Genomic DNA, 16437 nt, shown 5'->3' with positions numbered 1-16437 from the left:
GACGATGAAGGCGACGCCCCAGACCTTCCTGCGGTTCATCGCGGGCGCGGCAATCGCCGCGGTCGTGCTCTTTCTGGTCTGGTATTTCTCGTCGATCGTCGTCTACATCCTCGTTTCGGCCGTGCTGGCCGTCATGGGGCGTCCGTTGGTCAAACGCCTTGCGGGCGTGCATTTCAGAGGGTGGCAGGTGCCGCGCTGGCTGGCTGCGCTGGCGACCCTCGCGGTGATCTGGGTGGTGGTGGCCACGTTGTGCTCGCTGTTCGTGCCGCTGGTCTTCAACAAGATCAACCAGTTCGCCCATGTCGATTTCGCCGCGGTCGTGGGGAGGATCGGCGAACCCATCGCCCGGATGCAGCACGATTTGCAGGTGCTCTTTTCGCTGCCCGAAAGCACCTTCTCGCTCTCGGACGAACTGACCTCGGCCCTCAAACAGGTCATCGACATCAATTCGCTCAATACGATCTTCTCGTCGATCATCAACGTGGTCCTGTCGTCGGTGATCGCCGTCTTCTCCATTTCGTTCATCACCTTCTTCTTCCTCAAGGAGGAGGGGCTCTTCTATGCGATGGTCACGGCGGTCTTCCCGGAACACTACCACGACAACATCACCCGGGCGCTGGATTCGGTGACGGTGCTGTTGGCGCGTTATTTCACGGGCATCCTTTCGGAGAGCCTGTTGCTGACGGTCGCCGTGTCGCTGGTGATGATGGCTTTCGGGATGAAGGCCGCCGACGCTGCGTTCATCGGCCTCATCATGGGGGTGATGAACGTCGTTCCCTATGCCGGGCCGTTGATCGGCGGCATCGTCTCGGTCTTCGTGGGCATCGTTTCGCCGATCGAGGGGATGGGCGTGGGACATACGGTCTTCATCATTGTCGGGTCACTGCTGATTATTAAGGGGATGGACGATTTCATCCTCCAGCCGGCGCTTTATTCGGCGCGGGTGAAGGCTCATCCGCTGGAGATTTTCCTTGTGATCCTCATCGCCGGGTCGCTGGCGGGGATTCTGGGCATGCTGCTGGCCATCCCGTCCTACACGGTGATCCGCGTCTTTGCCAAGGAGTTCTTCTCGCAGTTCCGGCTGGTGCGCAAACTGACTGAAAAAATCTGATGGAACGGATTCTGATCGAGGGCGTTGTGGAGCACGGACGCCGGTTGGGGCGTGAGTTGGGTTTTCCGACGGCCAATCTGGCCGTTCCGGAGACGGTCGCGGCCGACGACGGGGTTTACCGTTCGCGGGCCGAGGTCGGGGGACGGATCTACGACGCGATGTCGAACCTGGGGCGCAACCCCTCGGTCGGAGGCGTCGAACGGCGTCTGGAGACCCATATTTTCGATTTCGGGGGCGAGCTGTACGGCCGTCCGCTGCGCGTCGAGCTGCTCGAAAAAATCCGCGACGAACGCAGGTTCGCCACGGTGGAGGAGCTTCGGGAGCAGATCGCCCGGGACAAGGAATATATTTTAAGAAACAGATAGGAATATGTATTTGGATTTGACACTTCCCTACAAGGTCGCCGACATGTCGCTGGCCGAGTGGGGCCGCAAGGAGATCGAGATCTCCGAGCACGAAATGCCGGGACTGATGGCCGTGCGCCGCAAATACGGGCCCCGGAAGCCGCTGAAGGGCGTGCGCGTGATGGGATCGCTGCACATGACCATCCAGACCGCCGTGCTGATCGAAACCCTCGTGGAGCTGGGCGCCGACGTGCGCTGGTGCTCGTGCAACATCTTCTCGACGCAGGACCATGCCGCCGCGGCCATCGCCGCCGCGGGCGTTCCGGTCTTCGCGTGGAAGGGCGAGACGCTGCCCGAGTACTGGTGGTGCACCGCCATGGCGCTCTCGTTCCCCGGCGGCAAGGGGCCGCAGCTGATCGTGGACGACGGCGGCGACGCCACGCTGTTGATTCACAAGGGCTATAAGGCCGAAAACGACGCCTCGACGCTCGACTACGAGCCCTCGTCCTACGAGGAGGAGGTGATTCTCGACACGCTGAAGCGGATTCTGGCCGAGGAGCCCGAAAGATGGCACCGTACGGTCGCCGAGTGGAAGGGTGTGAGCGAGGAAACCACCACGGGCGTACACCGCCTCTACCAGATGCAGGAGGCCGGCGAACTGCTCGTTCCGGCCATCAACGTCAACGATTCGTGCACCAAGTCGAAGTTCGACAACCTCTATGGCTGCCGCGAGTCGCTGGCCGACGGCATCAAGCGCGCTACGGACGTGATGATCGCCGGCAAGGTGGTCGTCGTGTGCGGTTACGGCGACGTGGGCAAGGGGTGCGCCCGCTCGATGCGTTCCTACGGTGCCCGGGTGATCGTCACGGAGATCGACCCCATCTGCGCCTTGCAGGCTGCGATGGAGGGCTTCGAGGTGAAGACCGTGGAGAGCGCGCTCGCCGAGGGCAACATCTACGTCACCTGCACCGGCAACTGCGACATCATCACGCTGGAACACATGGAGAAGATGCGCGATCAGGCCATCGTCTGCAACATCGGCCATTTCGACAACGAGATTCAGATGGCACGCCTCGAAAAATCGGCTGCCGTGAAACTGAACATCAAGCCGCAGGTCGATAAGTTCACCTTCCCCGACGGACATTCGATCTTCATTCTGGCGGAAGGGCGTCTGGTGAACCTCGGATGCGCCACGGGACACCCTTCGTTCGTGATGTCGAACTCCTTCACCAACCAGTGCCTCGCGCAGATGGAGTTGTGGGAGAAGCGTCTCGAAGTGGGGGTCTACCGCCTGCCGAAGCACCTCGACGAGGAGGTCGCACGCCTGCATCTGGACAATCTGGGCGTCGAACTGACACACCTGACTCCCAAGCAGGCTGCCTACATCGGCGTTCCCGAGGAGGGACCCTACAAGGCCGAGCACTACCGCTATTAGAATAGGCGATTCTGTATTTCATTAAATCCCCGTATGATTAAGATTCATACGGGGATTTTTGTACAGTCGATCGTGGAATCCGGCCTATGACGTTAAAAAACCTGGGATAACTTTTTGGCTTTGAGTAATTTTTCGAACGATGTATATCGGGGTGCCTGTGGGGCCAGTCCCTTTTTGTCTTTGTCCAGAGGAATCGGATTTATGGCAGTTGGCGCCTGCTTGAAATACACGATATATTTGTTCGTATCCTGCCATTTTTCAATGGAAGCTATCTCGGCATAGTGGGTTATTGCGGAAATCGGAGCAATCTGGTATGCCGCTATGTATTTCAGTTTGTCGATCATCGAGGCATGAATCCGTATTGCAAACCAGCGATTGTTTTCGATAAATTCTTCGAAACCCTGTTCCCGTGCCGGAACTACGATCGTATTCAATTCATCGGGGGTCAACGTCGATTTTGCATTGCTCAACTCGCGTATCTCTGCATTGAAAGGCGTGAATTTATGAATCGTATTGTCGTTGTTGGCAAATGTCTGGAATTCGATGATATCGGTGTCGATCGTCAGCTGGCTCAATACATTGTCCAGTTCTTCCGTAATGCGGTCGATGATGACGATAGCGGCGATGGGCTTCTCGAAAATGAGACTTTCCATAAAATCGTCGATATTGCGATATTTGGTATGGACAAGTTTGTTTTCGATCTGTTGCTGGAATCCGTTTTGGATGATATAATCCAATAGAAACCTTTTGATATGTCGGCCGCTGGCCTTGTACGAAATGGCAAATTTCAGTATTTGGGAGCCGATGTGCTTGTAAGGATCGTGTTTTGCCAGTTCGTTTTCGATAATATAGAGCCGGGGATCGGCCTGGAATGAAAAGTCGATCAGGTAGCCGTCCGGTATCGTTACGATACTGTCCCCGATACGCTTTTTGATATCCACATAGAGGCTGTCGCTGCCGAAAATGTTGGCGGATTGGGAGATGATTACCTTCTCGAATTCTTTTTCGGACGGATATTCGTAATAATTGTACAGGGTATTGTCGAACAGCAGTTTTTCCATGGAGAGAATCTGTTTATTATCCGAAATTTGCGATATTTTTTTCAGAAAGTCACTGCGAACCAGCCTCTCAGCGCGGGCCATGTGTCGGCTGCGACGTGGATCAGCATGCCCGCCGAGGCGGCGATCTTGATCCCCGTGCCGACGATGAACGAGAGGAACGAACCGAACCCTATCAGAAAGGCTTTCGGCACGTCGCTGCGGTCGTTGAGCAGTTCGCCCAGCACGGCGCCCAGAAAGGGACCGAGAAAGATGCCCACGGGCGGGAAAAGGAAGAACCCTGCGAAGACGCCCACCGTGGCGCCGATGGCGCCCGCGCGCGAACCGCCGAAGCGGCGCGTCATCCATGCCGGGAGAAAATAGTCCGCGACGCTCACGGCGACGGTCACCCCGAGCCACAGCCACAGCGCCGAGGCGCCCATCTGGGAATAGGAGGTGAAATAGGCGCAAAGAAGCCCCGCGTAGCTCAGCACCACGCCCGGCAGGGCGGGCACGATACAACCGATGATGCCCAGTATCGAGAGTGCGAAAGCGAGCAGGGAGAGCGTGATGTCCATCGGAAGAGGCTTCGGGTGATTTTATGCTTTTCCGCGGCCGGGCCTGCCGGCCTGCGGCGTTATTCGACGAGCCGGTTGGTCGCCGTGTCGGGGAATACGATCCACGGCCGGAATTGCTTGGCCTCCTCGAAATCCATCAGCGCATAGGAGGCGATGATGATGACATCGCCGACCTGCACCTTGCGCGCCGCGGCGCCGTTCAGGCAGATGCAGCCGCTGCCGCGCTCGCCCTTGATGATGTAGGTCTCGAAACGCTCTCCGTTATTGATGTCCATAATCTGGACCTTCTCGCCTTCGATCATGTTGGCGGCTTCCATGAGCGCCTCGTCGATGGTGATGCTCCCCACGTAGTTCAGGTCGGCCTGTGTGACCGTTACGCGGTGGATCTTCGATTTGATGACTTCAATCTGGAATTTCATTATCGGATTCGGATATTGTCGATTAAACGGATGTCTCCCGCCTGTACGGCGATGCAGCCCTGAATGCGTTCCGAGGCGTCCCATGCCGGCACCTCCTGCATCGTCAGCGCATCGACCGACTGGTAGTAGATCACTTTGAGCCGCGGATCGCTCTCCACCTCGGCCGTCACCCACGCTTTCAGTCCGGCGGGCGTCAGTTCGTGCGATTTCTCCGCGGCACGGCGCAGCACGGCGTAGATGTGCGGTGCGGCGGCGCGGTGCGGGGCGTCGAGCAGCTGATTGCGCGAGGAGAGCGCCAGCCCGTCGTCGCCGCGGACGATCGGGCACTCCACGATCTCGACCGGCAGCCGCAGCTGGGCCACCATCGCCTTGATGACGGCGATCTGCTGGAAATCCTTTTCCCCGAAATAGGCGCGCGCCGGACGCACGATGTCGAACAGGCGGCTGACGACCTGCGCCACGCCGTTGAAATGGCCGGGACGCGTCGCGCCCTCCATCACCTTGTCGATCTGCCCGAAGTCGAAGACCCGGGTGTCCTCCTCGGGGTAGATCTCCTCGACCGAGGGCATCAGCACGAGGTCCGCGCCGGCCTCCTCCAGGAGTTTCCGGTCCGCCTCCGGGGTGCGGGGGTAGTGACGGAGGTCGTTCTTGTCGTTGAACTGCGTGGGATTCACGAAGACGCTCACGACGACTGTGGCGTTCTCCTTCCGCGCGTGCTCGACGAGCGAACGGTGCCCCGCATGCAGGGCGCCCATCGTGGGAACGAATCCGATGCCCGATTGCTCCGTCCGGTCCAACTCGGCGCGAAGCTCCTTGACGCTTGTAAATACTTTCATCTCTTTTTGAAACGAGTTGCGGGGCAAAGGTAGAAATTCCCTCAGACATAACGAAGGAAAATCGAAGAAAAAGCATTACTTTTGTAAGAATATAAACTCTGAACAGACATGAAAAGGCTTTTTACCATTGTTTCTATGACATCTGTTATTTTTGCACAGACCTCGTGCAGCCAGTCGCCCAAAGGCGAGGCGCCGTGGATCGTCGATCGTTTCGACGACATCAAGGTCATCCGTTACGAAGTCCCCGGCTTCGACGAACTGCCCCTCGAAGAGAAGGAGCTCGTCTATTATCTGGCCGAGGCCGCCAAGTGCGGACGCGACATCTTCTTCGACCAGAACTGCGCCGTCAACCTCCCCGTGCGCCGCACGCTGGAGGTGGTCTATGAGAATTACGCCGGAGACCGCACGACGCCCGAATGGAAAGCGCTGGAGAAGTATCTGAAAAAGGTGTGGTTCGCCAACGGCATCCACCACCACTATTCGAACGACAAGTTCGTGCCCGAATTTACCGAGTCGTATTTCCTCGGCGTCTGCGAGTCGATTCCCGTGGAGCGTTTCGGCGAGCTGAACGGCATGATCGGCATGGTCTGCAATGCGATCTTCAATCCCGAGATGTACAAGACGCGGCTGAACCAGCGGGTCGGCGACGATCTGCTGTGGACCTCGTCGGGCAACTACTACCGCAACGTGCGCCAGGCCGAGGCCGAGAAGTTCTACGCCGACATGGCCGCCGCCGATGCGGGCAATCCCGAGCCGGTCTCCTACGGCCTGAACTCGCAGCTGGTGAAGGAGGAGAAGACGGGCCGCATCTACGAGCGGGTCTGGAAGGTGGGCGGCATGTATTCGCCGGCCATCGAGAAGATCGTCTACTGGCTCGAAAAGGCGCAGGCCGTGGCCAAAGAGCCGCAGAAGAGCAACATTGCGGCGCTCGTCAGCTACTATAAGACGGGCGATCTGAAAGAGTTCGACCGTTACAACATCGGCTGGGTGAAAGACACCGTGTCGAACGTCGATTTCATCAACGGCTTTATCGAGGACTACGGCGATCCGCTGGGCCGCAAGGCGGCGTGGGAAGGCAACGTCAACTTCATGGACAAGGAGGCTTGCCACCGCACGGAGGTCATCTCCGAGAACGCCCAGTGGTTCGAGGACCACTCGCCCGTGGCCGAGGCTTACCGCAAGCCGGTCGTGAAGGGCGTTTCGGCCAAGGTCATCACCGTGGCGATGCTGGGCGGCGACTGCTATCCCTCGACGCCCATCGGCATCAACCTCCCCAACGCCGACTGGATTCGCAAGGAGTACGGTTCGAAGTCGGTCACCATCGACAACATCACCTATGCCTATGATATGGCCGCCCACGGCAACGGTTTCAACGAGGAGTTCGTGCTCCGCGCCGAGGACCGCGAGCGGATGGACAAATACGGCAAGCTGGCCGACGACCTCCACACCGACCTTCACGAGTGTCTGGGCCACGGTTCGGGCCAGCTGGCGCCGGGCGTCAAGGGCGGCGAGTTGAAAAGCTACGGTTCGACGCTCGAAGAGACCCGCGCCGACCTCTTCGGCCTCTACTACCTGGGCGACCCGAAGATGGTCGAACTGGGGCTGGTTCCGTCGTTCGACGTGGCCAAGGCGGGCTATGCGAAATACATTCTGAACGGCATGATGACCCAGTTGGCGCGCGTCGAGCTGGGCAAGAACGTCGAGGAGTCGCACATGCGCAACCGCAAACTGATCTCCGAATGGTGCTACGAGCGCGGCAAGGCCGACAACGTGATCGAAATGGTAAAGGAGAACGGCAAGACCTACGTGGTGGTCAACGATTTCGAGAAGCTGCGCGGGCTCTTCGGCGAGATGCTCCGCGAGGTGCAGCGCATCAAATCCGAGGGTGATTACGAGGCCGGGCGCGAGCTGGTCGAGCGGTATGCCGTCGTGGTCGATCCCGAGCTGCACAAGGAGGTCCGCGACCGCTACTATGCGCTCAACATCGAGCCTTACGGCGGTTTCGTGAACCCCGAATTCGAACTGGTGGAGAAGGACGGCAAGGTCGTCGATGTGAAGATCTCCTACCCGGCGAATTACGTGGAGCAGATGCTCGGCTATTCGAAGAACTATTCGTTCCTGCCGAACGTCAATTAGTTTCCGATGATTGCGGCGCACCTGCCGCACATCCCTCGAATCCCCGAATGGAACGTCCGCCGAGGACTGCCCATCCGGGGATTCTTCACGATGCACGGCATTTGCTCCGCGACAATCAAAAACGGTGCAGAGAAGCTCTGCACCGCACTGATCGGAAACGACGGCGTGTTTCCGGGATCACTCTTTCGCTCCGCCGTCGATGGCGAACGCCGAGACGATCACCATCTTCTCGTCCACGTTGTTGGGGTTCGAGACGATGACGCCGTATTCGCCTGCGGGACGTTCGTCGAAGGTCAGGCGGTAGGAGCTTTCGCCGTATTTCTCGGCCGTGAACCGCAGGTAGTCCATGGTGTTGGAGCTCACCGAGAACGACCCGACGGCCGAGATCACCGCTGAACGGTTCTTCTTGCTGCTCTTCATGCGGAAGACGCGCACGATGGACATGGGATCGGCCTTGTTGTCCTTGGCGCGGACGATGAGCGCGATCGGCTGCGAGGCGTCGAACCGCACGCTGGCCGAACCGCCTTCCACGAGTACTTTCGTTTTGGATTTGCTGGCTGCGAATCCGGCGATGTAGACGCCGGCGCCCGTTCGCATCCGCACGTTGTGTTTTTCGAGCTTTTTGGACGTGCCGTCGGGGAATACGCCGACGACCTCACCCTCGAATTCGGGTTCGAGGGACTGCGCCGTTACGGCATTACCCCCTCCCCACATCACGGCCGCTGCGGCCATCAGGAATAGGATTTTTTTCATCATCGTATTGATTTGATTTTTAGCCGCGCACCGTGCGCGACGGACAAAAATAACAAAAATCGGCGGAGATTGTATACCCCCCCCCGATTTTTTTGAAACGGCTCTCCGAAATGCCGCGAGGCGCACCTTTTCGGGGATGCGCCTCGCTTTCCGGTCTACTCTGCGACCTCTTCGAAATTGCTCTTGTCCACACCGCAGACGGGGCATACCCAGTCGTCGGGAATCTCTTCGAAAGGCGTTCCGGGGGCGATGCCTCCGTCGGGATCGCCGACTGCGGGATCGTAGATCCACTCGCAGACTACACAACGATACTTTTTCATCTTTTGCTGTTTGTTTTATTAGGGTGAATGATGTTTCTGCAAATTAACTGCCGCTTTCTTCCTCCTCTTCGTCGTCGGGACGGTTGCCGCCCGGCGGCGTGAGTTCGGCCACGAGGCGGTCGGCATCGGCGCACGAGACGTAGAGCCGGTCTTCGTAGATGTCCGTTATCTCGACGAAGTTGCGCCACTCCGAGGCGTAGAGCCGCACGCGGTCGAACCGGCGCAGGTCGATGAAGTGGCCGTAGTAGCCGAAGAATCCGCATCCGCCGAAGATCGGCACGAACCATTGCATCCGCCGGGCGTCCACGCGGCGCACCGAGGCGATTTCGTCGCGGCGGATCTCGGTGATGTCGAGCAGGCAGCGGATTTCGACCGTCTTGTCCGAGACGACGATCCGGCGGGGGATCGACAGCGACATCAGGGCGATCAGCGCCACGATGAACGACGTGAACCACGCCGAGAGATAACCCCCTTCGTACAGGTGGTAGAGCAGTCCGCCCAGGAGGATGAAAACCACCAGGTAGACCAGCGTCCAGTAGATCGTGCGACGGTCGAAACGGTATTTATAGATGCTCTGCATCGGTCGTTGCTCGTTCTTCCCCGGCCTCCTCGCGGGCTGCGATCAGGGCCTCGGCGACGGTGAAATCCTCCGGGGTGGTGAGTTTCAGGTTTCCGCGCTCGCCCTCGGCCAGGCACACCCGGTATCCGGCGGCTTCGACCACCGAGGCGTCGTCGGTGAATTCCGCGCGGTACTCCGTCTCGTAGGCGCGGCGCAGCACCTCGGCGCGGAAGAACTGCGGGGTCTGCACGATGCGCAGCCGGCGCCGATCGACGATCCGCGAGGGTACGACGCCCTCCGCGTCGGGTTCCCCCTCCGTTTCGCGGAACGAATCCACGGCCTCCACGACCGGGACGGCGGCTCCGTGGCGCGCCGCGGCGGCAGCCACGCGGCGGATCATTTCGGCCGTTCCCAGCGGACGCACGCCGTCCTGCACGGCGATCAGTTCGGGATCGGTCGTCAGCGCCGCGAGCCCGTTCCTGACCGAGTCGAAACGCTCGGCGCCGCCTGCGGCGACCGTGTGCGCCGCCACGTCGAAACGGGCCGCGAGGTTGTTCCAGAATTCGATGTGCTGCTCCGGCAGAACGGCGACGATCTCCGCCCCGGGCATCGCCGCGGCGAAGTTGTTGATCGTGCGCGCCAGTACGGGCATTCCGGCGAGGAACGCGAACTGCTTGGGGCGGGCGCCTCCTGCGCGGCGCCCGCTGCCTCCGGCTACGATAATGATTCCCGTGCTTTCCATAGGCTTACTGTCGGGGTTGTGCGGCGGCCGCAGGCAGGACGAGCGAATCCAGCTGTGTGATCCGCTCTTCGGGCTTCACGTCGCCGGAAAGTTCGGCCGCGATGCGGTCGCGGACGTATTCGAACAGCGGGCGGTTCTCCTTCGAGATCGGCTCCGCGGGTTCCTGCGGGATTTTCAGCGGATCGATCGGCGTGCCGTTCTTCCACACGCGGTAGTCGAGGTGGGGACCCGTCGAAGCGCCCGTCGATCCGACGTAGCCGATCAGCTGACCCTGCGCCACGCGCGACCCTTTCGTGATGCCCTTGGCATAGCCGCTCAGGTGAAGGTAACCCGTCTGCAGGCCGCCCGCATGCTTGATCTTGAGCGTGTTGCCGCCACCGCCGCCCCAGCCTTTGAAGATCACCGTGCCGTCGGCCACGGCGTGTACGGGGGTGCCTTTCGGCGCGGCGTAGTCGACGCCCGTGTGCGGCCGGTAAACCTTATATATGGGGTGCTTGCGCGCGTAGGTGAATTTCGAACTGATGCGCGAGTATTTCAGCGGGGCTTTGAGCATCTGCTTGCGGAGGCTCGCGCCGTCCGCCTCCCAGTACTGGATCTTGCCGTTCTGACGGAACGGAATGGCGTAATACTCCTTGCCGCCCTGGGCGAATTTCGCGCCCCAGACGCGTCCGATGCCCACCGACACCGAGTCGTCGATGAATCGTTCGTCGTAGATCACCGTGAAGCTGTCGCCCTTCTGGATGCCGAAGAAATCGACCGTCCACTGGTAGATGTCCTCCAGCTCGGCGGCCAGCGCATAGGGCAGGTCCTGCTCCATGATGGCGCCCCAGAGCGAGGAGTTGATGACGGCGCTTTTCTTCGTGCGGCGCAGCGTGTAGTCCTTGCAGTCGCGGCGCACCGACACCGAGTCGTTGTCGTGGAATCCGAAGACCACGTAATCCGTCACCGAAAGTTCGTAGGCCAGGTAGTCGAGGTGGGGGGCGTAGAGCGAGTCCTCGTGGATGAAGGCGGCGTACTTGTGTCCCGCGCGGATGTTGCGCAGCGGGAAAATCTCCTTCGAAGCTTTGTCCAGCCGGTCGACCGTGTAGGCCGAGACGCCGAATCCGTTGAGTATTTTGCCCATCGTCTCCCCGGACCCCACTTCGCCCGTTTCGATGCGGTAGTTGTCGGCGTCGATGCCGTAAAGCAGGTTGCGGGGCTCCTCCGCCCCTTCCGTTCCGGCCGCCGGACCCTGCGTCCGGTTGCAGGCGCCTGCGGTCATGAGCAGCAGGGCGCATATCGTGAGTCTGAAATTTTTCATAGATGCCGTAAAGATAGTAAAAAAACGCGTCGCCCGCTGCATTTAGTATGCTATTTGCGGCGATCGGCCGAGATTTGCGGATTTGCGTTTGGCAATCCCGGGAAAAATCGTTACCTTTGAAAGTTATCTGTACAAACCGGTTGGAAAGATGTTGAAAATTCTGCTCGCGCCTGCGGCTGTCCTCTATAAAGCGGGGGTGACGTTCCGTCACCGCCTCTTCGACTGGGGCATCCTCAAAAGCGAGAAGTTCGACATCCCGATCATCTGCATCGGCAACATCACCGTCGGCGGCACGGGCAAGACCCCGATGGCCGAAATGGTGATCGCTTACATGTCGCAGATGCACAACGTGGCGCTGCTCTCGCGCGGCTACGGGCGGCGTACGAAGGGCTACCGCGAGGTGCGCTGCGATTCGCACTACCGCGACGTGGGCGACGAACCGCTGCAAATCAAGCTCAAATTCCCCGACACGGTGGTCGCCGTCTGCGAGAAACGTTCCGACGGCATCCGCCGCATCTGCGCCGAACACCCCGAAGTCGATCTGATCGTGATGGACGACGGTTTCCAGCACCGCTACGTGGAGCCGAAGATCAATGTCGTGATGATCGACGCCACGCGCCCCATCCAGCATGACCGGATGTTGCCGCTGGGCACGCTGCGCGACCTGCCCGAAGAGCTGCACCGCGCCCATTATTTCGTGGTCACGAAGTGCCCCGAGCGGATGGCGCCCATCGACCGGCGCATTCTGCGCAAGGTGCTGATCCAGGTGGCCTACCAGCGGGTCTATTTCACCCGTTTCGAGAGTTTCATGCCCCAGCCGCTCTTCGTGGGCGAGGCTCCGGACGAACCGCTGGCCCAGGGGCGTCCGGTGATCGCCCTTTCGGGCATCGGCAACCCCAAACCCTTCCTGCAAACCCTCCGCGAACGCTATGCCGTCGTGGCTGAGATGACGCTCGAAGACCACCACGTCTACAAGGTCCGCGACATGAACGCCCTGAAAGCGCTGCTGGCGAAGCATCCCGGCGCGGTGATTGTAACGACGGAGAAAGATGCGGTGAAGATGACCAACCGGAAGAAGATTCCCGAGGCGGTCCGCCGCAACCTGTATTATCTACCGATAAATATTTCATTCATAGAGGATTCGGCAACGGATTTTCTGCAAAAACTGGAAGAAGATGTTAGAGGAAATTAAGAAGACGGCCGCTTTCATTCAGGCCGAGACCCGGAATTTCGCGCCCGAAGTCGGCATCGTGCTCGGCACCGGGCTGGGCGATTTCGCCGACCGGATCGACACGCAGTTCGCCATCGAATACAAGCAGATACCCGGGTTCCCCGTCTCGACGGTCGAGGGTCACAAGGGCCGGATGATCTTCGGAACGGTCGAGGGTCGCAGGGTCGTGGCCATGCAGGGCCGCTTCCACTACTACGAGGGCTATACGATGCAGCAGGTGACCTTCCCCGTGCGCGTGATGCAGCAGCTGGGCATCCGATACCTCTTCGTGTCGAACGCCTCGGGGGGCATCAACACCTCGTTCCGCGTGGGCGACCTGATGGTCATCACCGACCATATCAACCTGATGCCCAATCCGCTGATCGGCCCCAACATCGCCGAGCTGGGGCCCCGCTTTCCGGACATGCACAACTGCTACGACAAGTCGCTGATCGCCGCGGCCACGAAGATCGCCGAGGAGGAGAATATCAAACTCCAGTACGGCGTCTATGTCGGCGGCACGGGCCCGACGTTCGAGACGCAGGCCGAGTACCGCTATTTCAAGGCCATCGGCGGCGATGCCGCGGGCATGTCAACCGTTCCCGAGGTGATCGTGGCGCGCCACATGTCGATCCCGGTCTTCGGCGTCTCGGTCATCACCAACTGCGGCCTTTCGGACGAAGTGGGCGACCACGAGGACGTGCAGCGTCAGGGCAAAAAGGCCGGGGTGCGCATGGAGGTTCTTTTCCGCAAAATGATTAAAAATCTTCAATAAATGGTAAATAAAGTCATACTGATCGGCAATGTGGGCATAGACCCCGAAGTGCGCACGCTCGAAGGCGGCGCGAAGGTCGCCCGCATCCGCCTGGCGACGACCGAACGGCTGTTCGACCGTCAGGCCAACGAAACGAAGGAACACACCGAGTGGCATACGATCACGCTGTGGCGGGGTCTGGCCGACGTTGTGGACCGCTTTGTCCGCAAGGGTTCGCAGATCTATATCGAGGGGCGCTTGCGCACCCGCGAGTGGATGGACAAGGACAACAACAAACGTTATACGACGGAGATTTTGGCCGATACGATGAATTTGCTGGGCCGTCGCAGTGATAATCCTGCTTCGGACGGCGCTCCGGCCCCGGCCTACGGTGCGCAGCAGAGCGGTTACCAGCAAAGCGGAGGTTATCAGCAGGGGGGCTATCAGCAACCTGCTGCGGCTCCTCAGCCTCAGGCTGCGGCACCTTCGTCTCCCTCTGTTCCGGCGGACGATCCGGACGACCTGCCGTTCTGATTCGTAAGCGGCTGTTTCAGCACGTTCCCCGAACGGGGCGAATGGAATGTACCGAAGTACGATCCATCCGCCCCGTTTTTCACGATGCGCGAAATTCGTTCGTTTGAAATCGAAAAACGGTTGGTTACCGGTTCAGCCACTCGCGGAAGTCGGGCACGCGGTCGGTGCTGACGAACGCCTCCTCGCCTTCGGCGAGGGGCGGGTTGAGCAGGACCTTGATGCGGCTTCCCGAATAACGGATCATCTCCCGGATGGCGTCGAACGAGACGATGAAACGGCGGTTGATGCGGAAAAAGAGGTTCGGCGGCAGTTTCTCGCCCACGTCGGTCAGCGAACGGTCGAGGATGTAGTCTTTTCCGTCGTGCGTCATCAGGTGGAGATACTTGCCGTCAGCCATGAAATAGGCGATCTCCGCCGTGGTGACGGATCGCATCCGGGCGCCCATGTGCACCAGGAACCGTTCCTGGTATACCGGAGGCGTCTGCGTCGGGGCGCCGTGCTCCGCAGACGCGATTCCCCCCCCCGACAGAAGTCCCAGCTTATCTATGGCCCGCCGGAGGTCGTCCAGACCGAAGGGTTTCAGCAGGTAGTCGATGCCCTTGTTCTCGAAGGCTTTCAGCGCATAGGAATCGTACGCCGTGATGAAGATGACCGGCACGGTGATATCGGCACGTTCGAAGATGTCGAATCCGCTGCCGTCTTCGAGGTGAATGTCCATGAAGATCAGGTCGTGTTCGACACGGCCCACCGTTTCGGCGGCTTCGGCGACCGACGAAGCCGTGGCTACGACTTCGATGTACGGGGCCACCTCGGCCAGCGACGTGCGCAGTTCGGCAGCCGACAACGGTTCGTCTTCGATGATGATGGCTTTCATGACGTGTAAAATTACAAAAAAAACAGTCCGGTGCAAAAACCGGACTGTTTTTTTGCTGCGGACCCCGATATGGGGTCTCGGTTTAGTTGTTCAGTTCGGGATTGTCGTTGACGGCCGACTGCGGGAACGGCAGCGTGTAACGGGAATCGTTTTCGCTGAGCGTGTAGGAACCGCCGTCGTAGGTCTTGGCAATGGCGGGGCGCGTCGTGCGGCGCAGGTCGAGCCAGCGGTGGCCTTCCATCGGGAATTCGCGGGCCCGGTCATCGGCCACCTCTGCGCGCAACTGTTCGGCGGTCATGGTCCGGACGGCTGCCGCCTTGACTTCATATCCGTCGGCCGAGAAGCGTGCTTTTTGCAGGTCGAGCAGATAGCCCTTGGCATTGTCCAGCTCTCCGGTCAGGTACGATCCGGCTTCGGCTGCGATCAGGTACATTTCGGCGATGCGGAGCGAGCTCCGGTCCGACGATACCCGGGCTGCGATGTAATCGGAGCCTCGCGTCGTGATATAGTTGTAACGGAGGTCTTCGGAGTAGACGATTGTATTTCCGGATGCCCCGTCCTCCCGCTCTTTCCTGTCGAACAGTCCGAGCACTCCGTCGGAGAGATGGCAGGCGTTTATGTAGTCGCCGCCTCCGCCGCTGAACGGACGTTCCCAGGCCAAAATGGCCTCCGGAGAGCCCTGTTTCCACGGCAGGGAGGCTTCGTATCTGTTGCCTTTCCCGGATGCATCGGTGCTCAGCGTCTTGAAATCGAGCAGTGCGTATTTCGGCAGCAGGGAGGTCGCAGCGTCGTAAGCCCCCTGCCAGTCGCGCATATAGAGCAACACGCGGGCTTTCAGGGCCTGTACTGCGTCGAGCGAGAACCGGTAGTTGAGGGCTGCTTCCTCCTGTTTCTGCACGGTCATCAGCTTCTCGGCCTGCCCGATGTCATCGAGAATCTGCTCGTAGACGGCCGCGACGTTCGTCGGGCGGTATTTCTGTTCGATGTCGGTGTAGGTCGAGAGGACGATGCCGCGGTCCGTCGCCGCCGTGGCGGGATCGTAGGGCTTGCCGTAGATGTTCACCAACTCGAAGTGGATATAGGCGCGGATGGCATAAGCCTCGCCGAGGATCTGTTCCTTGGACTCGCCGGAGGTGTCGTTGTCGGCATCCGCTGCGCTGTCTATTACGGAGTTGGCATAGAAGATACTGCGGTAACACTCCCGGTAGGCGAGTTCCTGCATCTGGCTGTTGTATTGCCAGGTGTAGTTGTACGGGAGTGCCACGGCATAGCTGGTTTCATAGAATTCGCTGGTGTCGAACCTGCCGACCTCGTCGGACAACAGGCCCGTATAGAGCCTGATGTTGTTCAGTGCATAGTTGTAGTACCCGTCCGTGAGCAGGGCGCGGAACTCCGATACCTTGTGCGGAATTACCTGGCCGACGGGTTCGATCTCCAAATAGTCGCACGAGGCGAGTCCCATTGCGGCGAGCAGTATGTATATTGTTTTTTTCAT

Annotated in this window: 18 protein-coding genes; 7 read left to right on the top strand and 11 right to left on the bottom strand. The window is 59.7% G+C overall.

Annotated features, from left to right (window positions below; translation table 11 throughout):
* Window positions 1-4: 4 nt before the first annotated feature.
* From NQ519_RS02150 to ahcY, 3 genes are read left to right on the top strand one after another with little or no spacing between them, the layout of a single operon-like run.
* Window positions 5-1111 carry an AI-2E family transporter gene (locus NQ519_RS02150; RefSeq protein ID WP_019149708.1) on the top strand — a complete coding sequence of 369 codons (1107 nt, stop codon included), beginning with the start codon at window positions 5-7 and terminating at the stop codon, window positions 1109-1111.
* Window positions 1111-1476, top strand: a complete 366-nt coding sequence (locus NQ519_RS02145; RefSeq protein ID WP_019149709.1) for a riboflavin kinase — start codon at window positions 1111-1113, stop codon at window positions 1474-1476. Before NQ519_RS02150 ends, NQ519_RS02145 begins: the two co-directional genes overlap by 1 nt.
* A gap of 4 nt (window positions 1477-1480) precedes the next feature.
* Entirely contained in the window at window positions 1481-2890 is a 1410-nt protein-coding gene (ahcY, locus tag NQ519_RS02140) for an adenosylhomocysteinase (RefSeq protein WP_019149710.1), read from the top strand.
* A gap of 92 nt (window positions 2891-2982) precedes the next feature.
* On the opposite strand, the gene NQ519_RS02135 is transcribed toward ahcY, so the two are convergent.
* The 4 genes from NQ519_RS02135 to panC are packed head-to-tail and all read right to left on the bottom strand — an operon-like array spanning window position 2983 to window position 5760.
* Window positions 2983-3951, bottom strand: a complete 969-nt coding sequence (locus tag NQ519_RS02135) for a hypothetical protein (protein WP_019149711.1) — start codon at window positions 3949-3951, stop codon at window positions 2983-2985.
* 41 nt (window positions 3952-3992) lie between these two features.
* Window positions 3993-4505 (bottom strand): DUF456 domain-containing protein, encoded by a 513-nt coding sequence (locus tag NQ519_RS02130; protein ID WP_019149712.1) that lies wholly within the window; start codon window positions 4503-4505, stop codon window positions 3993-3995.
* Between the two features lie 59 nt (window positions 4506-4564).
* Window positions 4565-4924: an aspartate 1-decarboxylase gene (panD, locus tag NQ519_RS02125; RefSeq protein WP_019149713.1), complete on the bottom strand. Its 360-nt coding sequence runs from the start codon at window positions 4922-4924 to the stop codon at window positions 4565-4567.
* Window positions 4924-5760, bottom strand: a complete 837-nt coding sequence (gene panC / locus NQ519_RS02120; protein ID WP_019149714.1) for a pantoate--beta-alanine ligase — start codon at window positions 5758-5760, stop codon at window positions 4924-4926. The genes panD and panC overlap by 1 nt, the downstream gene beginning before the upstream one ends.
* A gap of 108 nt (window positions 5761-5868) precedes the next feature.
* Here panC and NQ519_RS02115 point away from each other — a divergent pair, with 108 nt between their 5' ends.
* Window positions 5869-7896 carry a dipeptidyl-peptidase 3 family protein gene (locus NQ519_RS02115; RefSeq protein WP_410517896.1) on the top strand — a complete coding sequence of 676 codons (2028 nt, stop codon included), beginning with the start codon at window positions 5869-5871 and terminating at the stop codon, window positions 7894-7896.
* A 177-nt stretch (window positions 7897-8073) separates the two neighbouring features.
* Here the strand turns inward: NQ519_RS02115 and NQ519_RS02110 are convergent, their stop codons facing one another.
* From NQ519_RS02110 to NQ519_RS02090, 5 genes are all read right to left on the bottom strand, one after another.
* Window positions 8074-8649, bottom strand: coding sequence for a hypothetical protein (locus NQ519_RS02110; RefSeq protein ID WP_227901047.1), 576 nt, complete (start codon window positions 8647-8649; stop codon window positions 8074-8076).
* Between the two features lie 155 nt (window positions 8650-8804).
* Window positions 8805-8969 carry a rubredoxin gene (gene rd, locus NQ519_RS02105; RefSeq protein WP_019149717.1) on the bottom strand — a complete coding sequence of 55 codons (165 nt, stop codon included), beginning with the start codon at window positions 8967-8969 and terminating at the stop codon, window positions 8805-8807.
* A gap of 43 nt (window positions 8970-9012) precedes the next feature.
* Entirely contained in the window at window positions 9013-9549 is a 537-nt protein-coding gene (locus tag NQ519_RS02100) for a PH domain-containing protein (RefSeq protein ID WP_019149718.1), read from the bottom strand.
* Window positions 9533-10270 (bottom strand): 2-C-methyl-D-erythritol 4-phosphate cytidylyltransferase, encoded by a 738-nt coding sequence (gene ispD, locus NQ519_RS02095; RefSeq protein ID WP_019149719.1) that lies wholly within the window; start codon window positions 10268-10270, stop codon window positions 9533-9535. The genes NQ519_RS02100 and ispD overlap by 17 nt, the downstream gene beginning before the upstream one ends.
* 4 nt (window positions 10271-10274) lie before the next feature.
* On the bottom strand, window positions 10275-11570 hold the full coding sequence (locus tag NQ519_RS02090; protein WP_019149720.1) for a M23 family metallopeptidase: 1296 nt from the start codon (window positions 11568-11570) through the stop codon (window positions 10275-10277).
* Window positions 11571-11718: 148 nt separating this feature from the next.
* On the opposite strand from NQ519_RS02090, the gene lpxK reads away from it, so the two are divergent.
* Genes lpxK through NQ519_RS02075 form a run of 3 tightly spaced genes read left to right on the top strand, consistent with a single transcriptional unit; the run spans window position 11719 to window position 14068 of the window.
* Entirely contained in the window at window positions 11719-12762 is a 1044-nt protein-coding gene (lpxK, locus tag NQ519_RS02085) for a tetraacyldisaccharide 4'-kinase (protein WP_019149721.1), read from the top strand.
* Window positions 12746-13555 (top strand): purine-nucleoside phosphorylase, encoded by an 810-nt coding sequence (locus NQ519_RS02080; protein WP_019149722.1) that lies wholly within the window; start codon window positions 12746-12748, stop codon window positions 13553-13555. The genes lpxK and NQ519_RS02080 overlap by 17 nt, the downstream gene beginning before the upstream one ends.
* Window positions 13556-14068: a single-stranded DNA-binding protein gene (locus tag NQ519_RS02075; protein WP_019149723.1), complete on the top strand. Its 513-nt coding sequence runs from the start codon at window positions 13556-13558 to the stop codon at window positions 14066-14068.
* A 124-nt stretch (window positions 14069-14192) separates the two neighbouring features.
* On the opposite strand, the gene NQ519_RS02070 is transcribed toward NQ519_RS02075, so the two are convergent.
* The gene (locus tag NQ519_RS02070; protein WP_227901048.1) at window positions 14193-14942 is read right to left on the bottom strand and encodes a LytR/AlgR family response regulator transcription factor; all 750 of its coding nucleotides are present in this window, start codon (window positions 14940-14942) and stop codon (window positions 14193-14195) included.
* An 82-nt stretch (window positions 14943-15024) separates the two neighbouring features.
* A complete protein-coding gene (locus tag NQ519_RS02065) occupies window positions 15025-16437 on the bottom strand; it encodes a RagB/SusD family nutrient uptake outer membrane protein (RefSeq protein WP_044118582.1) in 1413 nt (470 codons plus the stop codon).

The organism is Alistipes senegalensis JC50, from assembly GCF_025145645.1.
Classification (GTDB): Bacteria; Bacteroidota; Bacteroidia; order Bacteroidales; family Rikenellaceae; genus Alistipes; species Alistipes senegalensis.
This window is presented reverse-complemented; position numbering and strand designations above follow the sequence as displayed.